Origin of the sequence: Propionimicrobium sp. PCR01-08-3, from assembly GCF_030286045.1 — a bacterium.
Taxonomy (GTDB): domain Bacteria; phylum Actinomycetota; class Actinomycetes; order Propionibacteriales; family Propionibacteriaceae; genus Brooklawnia.
Genome location: NZ_CP127390.1, coordinates 2,908,308 through 2,921,747, shown reverse-complemented (window position 1 = coordinate 2,921,747; position 13,440 = coordinate 2,908,308). Strand labels below are relative to the sequence as shown.

General features: G+C 64.1%; 12 protein-coding genes and 1 tRNA gene. 8 read left to right on the top strand and 5 right to left on the bottom strand.

Annotation, left to right across the window (positions count from 1 at the left end; genetic code table 11):
• Positions 1-5: 5 nt before the first annotated feature.
• Entirely contained in the window at positions 6-404 is a 399-nt protein-coding gene (locus QQ658_RS13535) for a hypothetical protein (RefSeq protein ID WP_286025363.1), read from the top strand.
• Here the strand turns inward: QQ658_RS13535 and QQ658_RS13530 are convergent.
• On the bottom strand, positions 386-1,273 hold the full coding sequence (locus QQ658_RS13530) for a fructose bisphosphate aldolase (protein ID WP_286025362.1): 888 nt from the start codon (positions 1,271-1,273) through the stop codon (positions 386-388). The two genes, QQ658_RS13535 and QQ658_RS13530, sit on opposite strands and share 19 nt — an antisense overlap.
• Before the next feature lie 502 nt (positions 1,274-1,775).
• Here QQ658_RS13530 and QQ658_RS13525 point away from each other — a divergent pair.
• From QQ658_RS13525 to QQ658_RS13515, 3 genes are all read left to right on the top strand, one after another.
• Positions 1,776-2,069, top strand: coding sequence for a 4a-hydroxytetrahydrobiopterin dehydratase (locus QQ658_RS13525; protein ID WP_286025361.1), 294 nt, complete (start codon positions 1,776-1,778; stop codon positions 2,067-2,069).
• A 334-nt stretch (positions 2,070-2,403) separates the two neighbouring features.
• Positions 2,404-3,696, top strand: coding sequence for an MFS transporter (locus tag QQ658_RS13520; RefSeq protein ID WP_286025360.1), 1,293 nt, complete (start codon positions 2,404-2,406; stop codon positions 3,694-3,696).
• A 202-nt stretch (positions 3,697-3,898) separates the two neighbouring features.
• Entirely contained in the window at positions 3,899-4,774 is an 876-nt protein-coding gene (locus QQ658_RS13515) for a DUF559 domain-containing protein (RefSeq protein WP_286025359.1), read from the top strand.
• Positions 4,775-4,976: 202 nt separating this feature from the next.
• Here the strand turns inward: QQ658_RS13515 and QQ658_RS13510 are convergent, their stop codons facing one another.
• Together QQ658_RS13510 and QQ658_RS13505 are read right to left on the bottom strand one after the other, a co-directional pair.
• On the bottom strand, positions 4,977-5,504 hold the full coding sequence (locus QQ658_RS13510) for a hypothetical protein (protein WP_286025358.1): 528 nt from the start codon (positions 5,502-5,504) through the stop codon (positions 4,977-4,979).
• A gap of 60 nt (positions 5,505-5,564) precedes the next feature.
• Positions 5,565-5,637 (bottom strand) — tRNA-Ala (locus QQ658_RS13505).
• 313 nt (positions 5,638-5,950) lie between these two features.
• On the opposite strand from QQ658_RS13505, the gene QQ658_RS13500 reads away from it, so the two are divergent.
• From QQ658_RS13500 to QQ658_RS13485, 4 genes are all read left to right on the top strand, one after another.
• Positions 5,951-6,385 (top strand): DUF5318 family protein, encoded by a 435-nt coding sequence (locus QQ658_RS13500; RefSeq protein ID WP_286025357.1) that lies wholly within the window; start codon positions 5,951-5,953, stop codon positions 6,383-6,385.
• On the top strand, positions 6,378-8,624 hold the full coding sequence (locus tag QQ658_RS13495; RefSeq protein ID WP_286025356.1) for a transglycosylase domain-containing protein: 2,247 nt from the start codon (positions 6,378-6,380) through the stop codon (positions 8,622-8,624). Before QQ658_RS13500 ends, QQ658_RS13495 begins: the two co-directional genes overlap by 8 nt.
• Before the next feature lie 333 nt (positions 8,625-8,957).
• Positions 8,958-10,481 carry a glycosyltransferase family 87 protein gene (locus tag QQ658_RS13490; protein ID WP_286025355.1) on the top strand — a complete coding sequence of 508 codons (1,524 nt, stop codon included), beginning with the start codon at positions 8,958-8,960 and terminating at the stop codon, positions 10,479-10,481.
• Positions 10,478-11,638, top strand: a complete 1,161-nt coding sequence (locus tag QQ658_RS13485; protein WP_286025354.1) for a putative hexosyltransferase — start codon at positions 10,478-10,480, stop codon at positions 11,636-11,638. The genes QQ658_RS13490 and QQ658_RS13485 overlap by 4 nt, the downstream gene beginning before the upstream one ends.
• Positions 11,639-11,640: 2 nt before the next feature.
• Here QQ658_RS13485 and QQ658_RS13480 read toward each other — a convergent pair whose 3' ends face one another.
• Positions 11,641-12,678, bottom strand: coding sequence for a carbohydrate kinase family protein (locus tag QQ658_RS13480; protein ID WP_286025353.1), 1,038 nt, complete (start codon positions 12,676-12,678; stop codon positions 11,641-11,643).
• A 21-nt stretch (positions 12,679-12,699) separates the two neighbouring features.
• A complete protein-coding gene (locus tag QQ658_RS13475) occupies positions 12,700-13,335 on the bottom strand; it encodes a TetR/AcrR family transcriptional regulator (protein WP_286025352.1) in 636 nt (211 codons plus the stop codon).
• Between the last annotated feature and the right edge of the window lie 105 nt (positions 13,336-13,440).

Genomic DNA, 13,440 nt, shown 5'->3' with positions numbered 1-13,440 from the left:
TCACCATGCCGATGCTCAATCAGTCCGATTACCAGCGCGCCATCACTGGCCTGCCGCCGGGTGCGGTCTACGCCGTAACCGCGCCCGACGGTGTCGAGACGTTCGACTTCTCCGGTTACGTCGACGGCTACCTGGTTTTTGCGATCGCGACACTGTTCGACGCCGTCGATGACAACGGCGAATTGGATGCGGCGGCCACCGAACTTTATCTCGGGCTGGCAGGCATCCAGTTGCGGGTCGCGAATGGCTATCCGGTTCTCTGGGCCTGCCAGCGCAAGGGTGATGTTGAGGCACTGACGGCGCTGCTACAACGATTCGGTGCCGGTCTGCGTAAGCTGCACCCGGTCGGCAAGATCGCGGTCCAGCATGTGCCGGCACTGACGGCTCAGGTCAGCGACGCCTGATAGATCGAATCTATGGACGCGGACAGCGTCGCATTGAATTCGTCGTCGTTTTGCGAGACCGACAGCCCCTCGGTCAGGGCGCGGGAGAAGCTGGCGATCAGTCCATGGTTGCGGGTGAGCCGTTCGTTGGCCTCGTCGCGGCTGTATCCGCCGGATAGCGCAACCACGCGAAGCACCGCCGGGTTGGCGATCAGCGGGGCGTAGAAATCGTCCACCGTCGGGATGCTCAATTTGAACATCACCGGTAGCGGGAAGGACTCTGCGTCCAGTCGCTTGGTGATCTCGTCCAACAGAATCTGCTCGCTCTGCTCCTTGTCGGGCGCGGAGATGGTGACCTCGGGCTCGATAATCGGCACCAGCCCGGCCTCGGCGATCTGGTGGGCCGTTTCGAATTGCTGAGCCACATTCTGGGCGATGCCCGCGGGATTCGCCGAGCCGATGACCGAGCGCATCTTCGTCCCGAAAATATGAGCGGCCTTGGCGCGCACCAGCAGGTCGGCCAAACCGGGGTTGGGCTTCATCAACTGGACGCCATCAGCCTGCTCGGCCAGCCCCTTGTCGATCTTGAGAATGGGAACGACGTGCTTGGTCTCCCACAGGTAGTCGGCCGCGGGCTGCCCGGCGAATTGGCGGTCCATCGTCTTCTCGAACAAGATCGCCCCGAGAATGTGATCGCCACCGAACGCGGGGCTGGTGACGATTCGCTCGCGCATCGCGTGCACGAGATCGAACATCTCGTCCTCGCCGGAATACTTGTCTTCATCAATCCCGTAGAGCCGGAGTGCCTTTGGCGTGCTGCCGCCGCTTTGATCGAGGGCTGCGATAAACCCGTGCCCGGCGCCCATTCGCTCGACTTGCTGTGTATTCATCTGACCTCCTCGGCCTAGATGCCGACATGACGTCTCCAGCCTACGCGTCCCTGGACGAGTCGAGGCGAGCCCGCCCGAATAGCCGAAAAGCCTGGAAGACGGTCGGGCAAGCGGCGGTCTCGATATTTCGTGCCGGGTCCTTAATAGCCGAGTCGCGTCCGCTTATTGGAACCTGTTCGATTCCCGATTCTTGCGAGTCTAAGTATCCCGGAGTCGTTCGGTTCGCACCTGGAACGGTTGGGTTTCACTTCGAGACAGACGCCGGACGGTAAGTCTCTCCGTGGCGTCGCTGGATAAGCCGCGGTTCCACCGCTCGACATAAGCCGCGGTCCCACCGCTCGACCGCTTAACGCGCTTCAGTGTCCTCCAAATGCGCGCATCGCGTCCCTGGCGGGCTTCTGGAAGTTATCTGGCATGCACGCAAGCGCGTTACTGCTCGATGGCTGCTTCTTCGTCCACCGGGGTCTCGTCTTGGCTCGCATGTTTGTGGCATCGTTGATGAATGAGTGATTCCCAACTAACGCCCACACAAGTGGCCGCAGCCAGCCTCAAGGATTGGCACCAGGACGGCGACACTCTGCGTGCCCATTTCGATACCGGCGACTTCGCCACCGGGCTGGAGTTCGTCAACCGCATCGGCGCCGCCGCCGAACGGCGCCAACACCACCCGGACGTCACCTTGACCTATCCCGAGGTGTCGATCTCGTTGAGCAGTCACGATGTCGGCGGCATCACCGGCCGCGACATCGATCTTGCCCGCGAGATCTCCAAAATTTCCGCCGATATGGGGTTATAGAGCGTGGCTTTTAATTCTGTGGGGGCCGCTGCGGGATGATCATGGGCATGGTCCCGTAGTGGCGTGATTTCGGATGGTTTTTCGGCAATCACCGACCAAGACCTTCATGCGTCCGGTTGTCTCAGCTTGCGGTCCTTTTGAACGGACGCGCGAGTGAGCGCCGGCCACGAAAGGAATAGGGCCCGGCGCCGTGTCGCTGGGCGGCACCGCAAAGATTGAGCCATCGATACCAATGTGCTCGCGCATGTTCGGGTGGGAGATCATCGCCCAGCACACGAAGCCGGTCTCGGAATGCTTCCGGGGCGCATGCCCGAGTGGGAGTAGCCTGGCGGGCGTGCCAGAACCTGAGCCACGACCGGTGGGCCGATTGCGCGGGGTTTTCGCGGACACTCGTCCACTGGCTTCGGCCGATTTCCGGCGATTGTGGACCGCCAACATCGTGACGGTGATCGGCGCCCAGCTGACGGTGGTGGCGGTGCCGGCCCAGATCTACGCGATCACCGGCTCGTCCGGGATGGTCGGCCTGACCGGAATCTTCGGACTGGTGCCTCTGGTGGTGATGGGGCTGTGGGGCGGCGCGCTCGCCGATGCCATGGACCGGCGCCGGCTGCTGGAGGTCACCACTTTCGGGCTGATCGCCACCTCCGCGATGTTCTGGGTGCAGGCGGCTCTCGGCCTCGGCAATGTCTGGCTGCTGCTGGGTATTTTCGCGCTGCAACAGGCCTTCTTCGCCGTCAACCAGCCGACTCGCACAGCGATCCTGCCCAAGCTCGTCCCCGCCGCGCAGTTGCCGGCCGCCAACGCCTTGAACATGACGGTGACATCGGTGGGAGCCATTGCCGGTCCGCTGGTCGGCGGTGCGCTGATTCCGGTGCTCGGGTATTCCTGGCTCTACCTGATCGACACGATCACGTTGCTGGCAACGCTTTATGCGGTGTGGCGGCTGAAGCCGATGCCGGTCGACGGTGTGGTAGGCGCGCCCGGGCTGCGTTCGGTGATCGACGGTCTGATCTATCTGAGCGGGCACAAGGTGTTGCTGGTGAGTTTCGCCGTCGACCTGATCGCGATGATCTTCGGCATGCCGCGGGCCTTGTTCCCCGAGATCGCGCACGTCTCGTTCGGTGGCCCGGTCACTGGCGGGCTCGAGTTCGCGCTGCTCTATGCGGCGATGCCCGCCGGTGCGGTGCTGGGCGGAATCTTCGGGGGCTGGGTGTCGCGCGTCCATAAGCAGGGAGCGGCGGTGCTGTGGGCCGTCGCGGCATGGGGTGGCTCGATGGCGCTGATGGGGCTTGCTGTCGGGCTGGCCGGATGGTCGATGAACGTGGCGCTGGGAATTGCGCTGGGCATGCTGGTGGTCGGCGGCGCCTCAGACATGGTGTCGGCGGCGTTCCGGCAATCGATCCTGCTCAGCGCGACCGACGACGCGGTGCGTGGGCGCATGCAGGGCGTCTTCATCGTGGTGGTCGCGGGTGGCCCCAGACTTGCCGATGTTTTGCATGGTGCCGCGTCTGATGTCGTGGGCCCGGCGTGGACGACCGGAGGCGGCGGCCTGCTCGTCGTCGTCGGCATGATCTTGATCGCGTTGCTGGTTCCGGCGTTTCGCAACTACAGCATTCCCAAGAGCTGACCGGGTCTCGAAGGAAACCAGCGCGCTTGGTTGTGCGCCAGATTTCGTTTTGGGGTCGCTGGCTCCCGTGAATTGTGCATTTGGCGTGCACTCAGGCGCGTTGGGGTCCCAGAGCATCAAGCGCGAGCTCTCAACTCACTCGGTTATCCACAGGGCCTCGTTTTTTTGAACGGTTCGGCCCCGATTTGCCAATCCTTGAGGCGTGCATGCGGACCTATTGAGAGCGTTGGCTGCCACCGGAGGAGTGGTCAGCCGTGCCCGGTCACCCCACCTGCGGGGACAGATCAACTGGGCGGTGAAGAAGGGCGAGATCACGCGGATGCTGCCCGCGATCTACGCGCACTCTGGAGAAGCAGCGAGTCTGAGAATCAGGGTGCGTGCTGTGATGCAGGCCGATCCTGATGCAGTGATCGTCGGCCGGGCGGCCGCGGTCTTGCACGGGCTGCTGCGCGAGAGCGAGTGCCGGGTGATCGAAACCGCCTCTGCGCGGTTGCACTCCCGGGGTTGGCTACGGGTAACGCGCAGGTCGATACCGGTCGAGTTGATCAAGTCGGATCAGGGGGTCCGAGTCAGCAGCGCGGCACTGACCGTGGTGGATCTGATTCCGGTGTTCGGTTCTTCGATCGTGGATACCGGCTTGCGTTGCCGGGTCCGGCTCGACGAAATGAAGGCCGCTTTGGCTGCCATTCCGTGGCGTCCCGGTAACCGGCGACGGGCGAAAGTTCTCGCCAAATCGGCAAGTCAGCCGTGGTCGCCGGCGGAGCGGGTCGGTCATGAGGCCTTGAATGCTGCGGGGATACGAGGCTGGAAGGCGAACCTGGCGATCATGTCGTCGGCGATCGCGGACATCGCGTTCGAAGAACTCAAGCTCGTTTTCGAGATCGATGGACGCACGTACCACGGCGACGAGCGGGCTTTCGTGCGGGATCGCCGCCGTGACAAGGAGTTGGCGATCAGAGGCTGGCAGGCAGTGCGGTTCGCGGCGAGTGATGTCTTTGATGATCCTGCCCGGTTCGCGGCGGCCGTGCGGCGCATCTGTCAGGTGCGAGCCCGCCAATTGAGCATTCGGACGACCTGATCGCTCGCCGGTTCCGCTTGGCTGGATGCGGTGAGTCATCGAGTTCAACCGAGTTCAATAGTCGAATCGGACGCTGATGGGCAGGCCATGTTGACTGTGTCTCCTCTCGGCCTGCAAGAAATAGCCGGCAGGGGCCCGGGCGCGCGACATAGCGTTGCCGTGGAACAAATTGCGGAGACTCGGCACCCGTACGGGAGATTTCTCAGCCATCCAGGGCACGGCCGAGCGCGTCGAGCTTGTGCTCGACGGCGGAGAGGCGTGCGTCCAGTTCCCCCACCTGACCGGAGGCGAGCTCACTCGTGGCGGCAGCGGCCACGGCGGGCCCGCGTCTGCGCACGAACTTGAGGTATCCGATCCCGATCGTCACTGCGAGCGCCACCGCCATGACCGCGAGCCGGACGTAGCTCGTCTCTGCGGAAAAGCTCACTCCCACGGCGTAAAGCATGGTGAAAATCCCACCGAGTAGCAGTCCATTGGACAGCACGCCCTGTTTCTCGGGCAGAAATAGCGAGATCGCCAAGATCGCTGTTGCGCATATCAGCAAGATGATGCTGGTGATGAGATACCACTGATCGCTTGCGTCCTGGTACGCCGTCTCGGCGGCAGGAGTCGTGGGATTGGGGTACTCCGGCCGCGGATAGAACGTGTTCACCGCGATGCCGACGAACGCGACCACTACGAGGCCGAGAAAGAACGCGAAGATGATCTGGAGAGCAGCGTTGGCCTTCATGACCAAACATTACTCCTGGCCGCGCCAAACCCGTCAGGAGTTCGACTACGTCTGAAATTGTGGAGCATAGGGGGCTCGAACCCCTGACCTACGGCTTGCAAAGCCGTCGCTCTACCATCTGAGCTAATGCCCCAACGCCTGCGCTGACCCGCGTAGGCCCGCTCATACTACTAGCGGCCGACGCTCAGAACCAAACTATCGATTGCGCGGTGATCGCTTGTTCTTGGAGGCGGTCGCGTTGGGATGCCCTGCGACCGCATTCGTCAGCCAGACCACGTGGGCAGTGTGGTCGACGCAGTACCAAAGCCTGGCACCGGAGGAGATGTCATATTGCCACTGCTCCAACTCGACGCCACGAACGGTGCGACGTGCCGGCGTTCCCTTGAGTGGTTTCAGCGGTCTCGTGAGCGGCGGTTAGGTTGACCTGCCGGTTTACCCTGGTGGTCATGGCTCCACGACGTTTCCGCACGCAGCGCGAACAGATGAGCCATGCCCTGCAGCGCCGGGCGACCCTCGAAGCAATGCGTCATCCGCAGGCCCTGCTTCAAGGCCTTGACCCTTGTGATGCCGACCCTATTCTCGTTCGATCGGCTCTGCATCATGGCTATCCGGCCGGACGCGATTGTCCGGTGTGCGTCTCCGATCGGCTCACCTTGTTGAACTATGTTTTCGGCGACCAGCTGGGACAGTTCTCCGGCCGCATCAAATCGGACGAGGAACTCGCCGAAATGCAGGACGAATTCGGCGAATTCAAGGTTCGTGTCGTTGAGGTTTGCCCCGACTGCGGATGGAATCATCTAATAGAGACATTCGTACTGGGTGATGGCCACTGGCGCCGTCCGCCTCGTAGACAGAAGACAGTTGAGGACATCTATGGCTGACAAGGCAAAATCGCCCAAACGCGGGTCTGATCGTCCGAAATCTGGCAAGGGCGCCAGCAGGGTCAAGAAGAGTGGACGAGCAGGCCACATCGCCAAGATCGCCGGCATTGTCGTGCTATCGGTACTCCTGGTCGTCAGCATCGTGGGCATCATCATCTATGAGAAGGCCGAGTTGCCCGACCCGAATGCCGATTTCGGCACCCAGACCAGCAAGATCTACTTCAACGACGGCACCAGTGAGATGGGCTCACTAGCCATTCAGAACCGCACCAATATCGACTACGGCGAGATGCCGCAATCGATCAAGGACGCGGCGGTCGCTGCCGAGGACCGCACCTTCTGGACGAACCAGGGCGTCGATTTCAAGGGCCTCGCGCGTGCCGTCTGGGGGCTGGTGACGAACCAGGAGATCACCGGCGGCGGCTCGACGATCACCCAGCAATACATCAAGATCCGCTATCTGACCAGCGAACAGACCTTCTCCCGCAAGTTCAACGAGCTCGCGCTGGCCATGAAGATGAACAAGGCCGAGTCGAAGGAAGAGGTTCTGGAGGGCTACCTCAACACCATCTACTTCGGACGCGGCGCGTACGGCATCCAGGCGGCGGCGCAGGCTTACTTCCAGGTGGACGCGGGCGATCTTACGGTCGGGCAATCCGCGGCGCTGGCGGCGATGGTGAACACGCCGTCGGCCCTCGACCCCGCCAACGGGGACGAGGCCGCCCAGCAGCTGCTCGACCGCTATAACTACGTGCTGGACGGCATGCTCGACCCGATGGGTTCGATCACCCAGGAGGAGCACGACCAGTTCTACGGGCAACTGCCGGAATTCCCGGACATAGCCACCAGCGACGTGTACGGCGGCCCCAATGGTTTTCTGATCGATATGGCCGTCAACGAGCTCGAGAGCAAGGGTTTCACTCCCGAACAGATCAACGGTGGCGGCCTCTCGATCGTCACCACTGTCGATGCGCGAATGCAGCAGGCGGCGATCGACGCGGTCGACTCGACCGTGCAGACCGCGGTCGAGAACGCCCGCGGGTCGGTTGACGAGAACGGCAACTGGGTGGAGCCCGACCCGAACGGCCTGCATACGGGGCTCGCGTCTCTCGATGTGAGTACCGGAGGCATCGTCGCGCTCTATGGCGGTGCCGACTATGTCTCCGATTCGCGCAACTGGGCGACCACACCGCGGTACGCGGCGTCCACCTTCAAGGTGTGGGGTGCGGTCGCGGGCCTGCGCAACGGATTCGGGCTGAGCTCGACCTTGCAGGGCTCGACCTATACTCCGCCGGGCGATTCGGTTCCGGTGCACAACGATTCCGGCGCGCAATACGGGACGATCACCTTGCAGACCGCGATCCGTGATTCGGTGAACACCGCCTTCGTCGACCTGGTCGGCAAGATCCCGAACGGCACCGAAGAACTCGTCCGGGCGGCGACCGATGCGGGCCTGGTGGAGCACGACTCCTGGGCTCCGCAGCTCAACCGCATGGTCCTGGGCGAGGGTGAGGTCAGCGCGCTGGAGAACGCGACCGGCTACGCGACGCTCGCGAACAACGGTGTGCGTAACGAAACCCACATTGTCGCTCAGGTGACAGATGCGTCCGGCAACGTCGTCTACAGCGGCAACACCGAGGGCACGCAAGCCATTGAGGACGCAGTCGCCCGCGACCTCACCTATGGCCTTGCTGGTTCGGCTGAGGCTGCGCAACGTACCGCCGTCGGTGGACGCGACGTGGCCGGCAAGACGGGCACCGAGGGCGTCGCGGCCGGGCAGGATGGCGCTACCGCGCAGATTACCCGTTCGGCGTGGCTCGCCGGATACACCAAGCAGATCGCAACGGCTGTCGTGATGGTGGCCGGCGATGACGGCAACGGCAACCTCGACGTCTACAACCCGGCGTGGCGAAGCGCGTTCTACGGGGCGGGATATCCGACCGACGTCTGGGCGGCCTACATGTCGGTGGCCACCGAAGGCATGGATGCGGTGCCCTTCGATCCGCCGGCCAATATCCAGCCGACGGTGCAGAACAGCCTGCCGGTAAACACGCCGTCCGCTCCGGCCACCACCGCAGCGCCGACCGAAACCGCCACGACCGAGGCCCCGGCGAGTGAGGAGCCGCCGGAAACGCCCGGGTCCGATACTGGTGACGGAACCGGTGACGAGGGCGGCGGCGATTCTCCGGCTCCACCAACAGGGACGCCTGCAGTAGCGCCAGCTACTCCGGGCGGCTGATCGTGCACAGCGAGTAGGTAGGCCCCGACAAAGGCGCCCGCGAAACGGCATCGACGCGGTCTATGCGAACGCGAGGGCACGAACCTCAGGTCGGTCGTCGGTGACTGCGGGAGATCCGGGGGCGGCGACGATGAACCGTAACCACGACCGTCATCATCAGTGGCGACTGCGTGTCGCCCGCATCCGCGCCCGAAGTCTGAAGCTGCGCCGGATATACGTATACCGGGCGCACGCTCATAGTTAGTGCGTATAAGGTGATGTGACGCCGCATTGGGCCGTTATCCGTGCGATGGCCGGACCACGCTCATTGGCGGCATGCGGCACAATGGCCGGGTGAGCGAACCAGTCGATTTCACTTCCCGCACCGGCGGACCGGTCGGCAGGCGGGCAAGCCGGGCGGGCATCTGGTTCAATCCGGCATTCTTCGCCTTCATCGCCGCCACCCTCAGCTGGCTGATCGTGACCTGGCGGCAGGTGCCCTGTCGTCCGCTGCCCGGAGACGAATTTCCGAACGCCTTCATGCGGCTGTGCTACAGCGACATTCCGACGCTCTACCTCAACCGCGACCTTTCTCTAGGGTCCGGCATATACACCGATATATCGCTTGAGTATCCGGTGCTCACCGGAGGCTTTGTCGCTCTGGCCAGGATGATCACCCGAGGGCTCGGAGCGGTTATCGCGCCCGGGGCGACGATGGACGAGCAGCTGGCTGCGTCCCAGATCTTCTTTCAGGTGAACGCCGTCCTGCTGTTCATCTGCTTCTTGGTGACCGTGCGTGCGCATCTCGCGATCGGCCAGGATTCGCCCGAGGGCGACTACGCCGGGCCGGCGCGGACATGGGACGCGCTGCTGATTGCCGCCTCCCCGATCGTCATGCTGAACGGCCTGATCAACTGGGACATGCTGGCGGTGATGCTGACCTCGATCGGCCTGCTGGTGTGGGGACGCAAGCGTCCGTTCTGGGCGGGTGTGGTGCTCGGGTTGGCGTTTGCGGCCAAGTTCTATCCCGTGCTGATCTTGATCGCGATCACCGTCATCTGTGTGCGCGCCGACCGCTATCGGCCGATCGTGCAGGCTTGGCTCGGTGCGGTCATCGCTTGGACCGTGGTGAACGTGCCGGTGATGATCTTCGCCTGGCAAGGGTGGTCGCAGTTCTGGACGCTGAACGCCGACCGGGGTTCCGATCTCGGATCCATCTGGTACGTGCTGACCCTGGCCGGGCTGGAGATTCCCCAGGTGACGGCGCTGTCGTTTGTCTGCATGGCGCTCGGCGGCATCGGCATCTGCTGGCTGGTGCTGAACGCTCCCCGGCGTCCACGGCTCGCCCAGATCGTGCTGCTTCTGTTGCTGTGCTTCCTGATCTTCAACAAGGTCTATTCGCCGCAGTACGCCCTGTGGCTGTTGCCCGTCATCGTCCTGGCGCGTCCGAAAGCCGTCGACGTGGGCGTCTGGACGGCAGGCGAGGCGCTCTACTACCTGGCGATCTGGGGATTCCTGGAGGGCAAGTTCGGCATCGGTACCGACTGGGAGTGGATCTACTGGCTCGCTGTCATCGTCCGCATCGGGGTGCAGCTGTGGATCGGTCTGCGGGTGATCGATGATATCCGGATGCCGTGGTCCGATCCGGTCCGTTTGCCGATGGTGGACGACCCGCTCGGCGGGGTGGTCAATCACGCCTCGGACGCGCCGTGGCTGGTGGCCGTCCAGGACCGGGCCGCCCGCAGGACACGGGCCAGGCAAGCGCGCTGGGCGGACGACGAAGACGCGGAAGAAGATCTAGATCCTGAGGGCAGGCCGCCGAGAGATGCTCAAGAACTGGGGGCCGGGGAACCCCGCCGAACCGAGCCGGGCGAATGACCGACACAAAATCGAGCGACACGAAGTCGGCCGGCGTGAGATCGACGGGCGCGTCGAGACCAGCCCGCGGGAGGCCGGGCAGCGCTCGTCCGGTGATCATCTGCTGGCTGGTCACGCGCGGCTTGCTGTTCGGTGTCGCCGCCTATCTGATGGCCAGCACCGGCGCATCGCTGACCCAGGTGCTGACCCATTGGGATGTCGAGCACTACCAGGCGATCGCGCGGCACGGCTACGCCGATCCGCTCGACGTCGCGTTCTTTCCGGGGCTGCCGCTGCTGATGGCCGGTTTGGGTAAGCTCGGCCTGCCCATCGCGGTCGGCACCGCGGTGGCCGCGCAACTGGCATCCGGCTTGGCGGCATGGGCGTTGTACCGCATCGGCGGAGCACCGATGGCCTGCTTGTGGCTGTTGGCACCGATGACTCTCTTCACCGCCGTCCCCTACACCGAGCCGTTCTTTTGCGCTGCCGCCTTCTGGGCCTGGGAACGCGGCCTGGCCACACGCTGGACGCAGGCCGGGGCGCTGGCGGCGCTCGGCTGCACGTTGCGTATCTCCGGGCTCTTCCTGATCGCGGCGCTGGGCATCATGGCGCTGACCAGGCGTGGCAGGCCCTTCGCGCACAAGGTAAAGGACTGCTGCTGGCTGTTGCTGCCGGCAGCCGTGCTGGTCGGCTATGTGATCTTCTTGCACCAACTGACCGGTTCATGGACGGCCTGGTATTCGGCGCAGGGCGAAGGGTGGCAGCGCAACCTCTCGACGCCGTGGGCGGCACTGCAGCAAACCCTCCCGCTGACGGCCGAATCGTACTGGCCGGGGCGTCCGGAAGTACCGATCATGTTCCGGTTTGAGATCGTCTCAGTAGCGCTCGGCTATTTGACCGCGGCGTGGTGTCTGCTGAGGCGCCGCTGGGCCGAGTTCACCTGGGTGGCGATCAATGTGCTCGTGCTCAGCTGCTCCGGCTGGTTCATGTCGGTGAACCGGGCCGTGCTCTTGTGGTTCCCACTCTTCGGTCTGCTCGGCGTATTGTTCAGCTGGCGTCCGAAGTCATCGGGCGGCAGGTCGGCCTGGACGGTGCTGCGCATCCTGCTGCTGTCGGCGGACCTGGCGTTGATCTGCTGGTGGGGCTACCTCTTCGGCACCGGCGGCTGGTCGTCCTAGCGTCACAGGACGCGATAGTGGGTGACCGACTCCGACGCTTGGACGATCGCCTGCCGCAGTGCGGCGGTGAAATCCGTCCCGCTCGCCAGCTGGGCGATCAGTGAACCGTGCAGCACGTCACCTGCGCCGGTGCTGTCGACCACTTCGACCTCGGGAACCGGGAACTCCGCCAGCTGCTCACCGATCATCGCCTGTAGCGGCTTGCCGCCGCGGCTGCGTGCCAGCCTGGGGATGCCCAATGCGGCGAGATCGCTCAGCGCATGCTCGGGATCGCTGCCGGGGAGCGCGAAATCGGACGAGACGACCGCGATGTCGAGCATGGGCAGCAGATCCTCCAGCCCGGGTTTCCAGGAGCCGCCGTCGAGCACGTGAATGGACGCGGGATTCGCAGCAAGCGCGAGTGATGCGTCCAGAAGATGCCCGTCGTGCAGCACGACGTCGGCGCCGTCGAGAACGTTAGGGCCGGGCAAGGTGATTTCTGAGGACTTGGTGGACGGTGCGGGCCGGGTGCGCCCTGCTGCGCTGTGTCCTGCGCTGGCATGCGGGCTGGGTTCGCCGGCGTTCGCTGGTGTCTCGTGGCTTATCACTACCTCGGTGGCTGGATTTTCAGGTTCGGCGGGAGTGTGGTGTGGTGTGCTGTTCGCGCGGGCGTTGCCGGCATTCGCCCCTGGTTCATGGTTCGGGGCTCTTGCCGAAATACTCAATCCCGCGGCGTTTCGGGAGACCACCGAGCGTCCCCCATCGGGAGTGATGAAGATGGTGGAGACCGGAATCTGATGGGTGGGCGGCGCGATGTCGATGATCTCGATGCTCGCCAGCCGCTCGCGGGCCAGGGCGGCCAAGGTGGAGTCGCCGAGCGCAGTCACCAACTTCACCCGGCAACCCTCCCGGCTCGCGATCCGGGCCGCGTTCGCCGCGGGCCCACCCACATCGAACCAGGCATCGTTCGCGATTATCTTGGCGTTGGGCGCGGGCAGCGCGTCCACCACCTGGGCAAAATCAATGGTGGTGAGTCCGACGCAGACGATCACGGGTTGCACGTGCCCATCGTAGTCAAGGCACTATCTGCGGAACTTGCTATGTCGTCCGGAGTCGAGATGCACTTCGGGAGTGGACGCGAGCAACGCGTTCACCGCGGCCGTGCCGAGTTGCGGTCGATCGGTGACACGTTGACCACGTTCGATCCAGACCAGACATGCCGCGTCCAGAAAGCCGAGGAAGCCATAGATCGCGTAGTCACTGACGCCCGAGAGATCGATGAGCTCGCGCAACTCGGCGAGCCTTTCCTCGCGCAACTGATCGCGCAGGTCGGCGAGCTCGGCAGGGTCTGCGCGCGCGCTGACGATCGCGGACGACCACTGCGGCGTCGCACCTGCCAGATAGTCGAGATAGCCATTGACAACGACGGTTAGCTTGTCGCGGATGGCTGCGGCCCGGCCCAAAGCGCGGACGCTCGCTTTCTGGCGGGCAACGATCTCGGCAGCCGCGGCGCGCAGCACCTCGGCATAGAGCCTGGGCTTCGAGCCGAAATACCGGTACAGCAGCGCCTCGGACGCATTCGCCTGCGCGGCCACCTCGGCCATCGAGACGTGCTCATAAGGCTGGGACGCGAAGGCCTCGGCCGCGGCGCTCAGCATGTCTGCCTGTCTGGTTGTGGGGTCGAGACGCCGGCGTGGACTGCGGTCTGTCCTGCTCATGGCCACATCGTAGGCACAAGTGAGCCTTACTCACTAGAGACGCGCTCAAAGTTCTGACGGCGGCGCGGCGACAACCCGAATATGCTCATAGCTATCGGCCTGCAT

Coding starts and splice junctions, on each gene's coding strand:
- QQ658_RS13535 (WP_286025363.1), top strand. CDS start 6: ATGCCGATGCTCAATCAGTCCGATTACCAGCGCGCCATCACTGGCCTG.
- QQ658_RS13525 (WP_286025361.1), top strand. CDS start 1,776: ATGAGTGATTCCCAACTAACGCCCACACAAGTGGCCGCAGCCAGCCTC.
- QQ658_RS13500 (WP_286025357.1), top strand. CDS start 5,951: ATGGCTCCACGACGTTTCCGCACGCAGCGCGAACAGATGAGCCATGCC.
- QQ658_RS13495 (WP_286025356.1), top strand. CDS start 6,378: ATGGCTGACAAGGCAAAATCGCCCAAACGCGGGTCTGATCGTCCGAAA.
- QQ658_RS13475 (WP_286025352.1), bottom strand. CDS start 13,335: ATGAGCAGGACAGACCGCAGTCCACGCCGGCGTCTCGACCCCACAACC.
- QQ658_RS13485 (WP_286025354.1), top strand. CDS start 10,478: ATGACCGACACAAAATCGAGCGACACGAAGTCGGCCGGCGTGAGATCG.
- QQ658_RS13510 (WP_286025358.1), bottom strand. CDS start 5,504: ATGAAGGCCAACGCTGCTCTCCAGATCATCTTCGCGTTCTTTCTCGGC.
- QQ658_RS13530 (WP_286025362.1), bottom strand. CDS start 1,273: ATGAATACACAGCAAGTCGAGCGAATGGGCGCCGGGCACGGGTTTATC.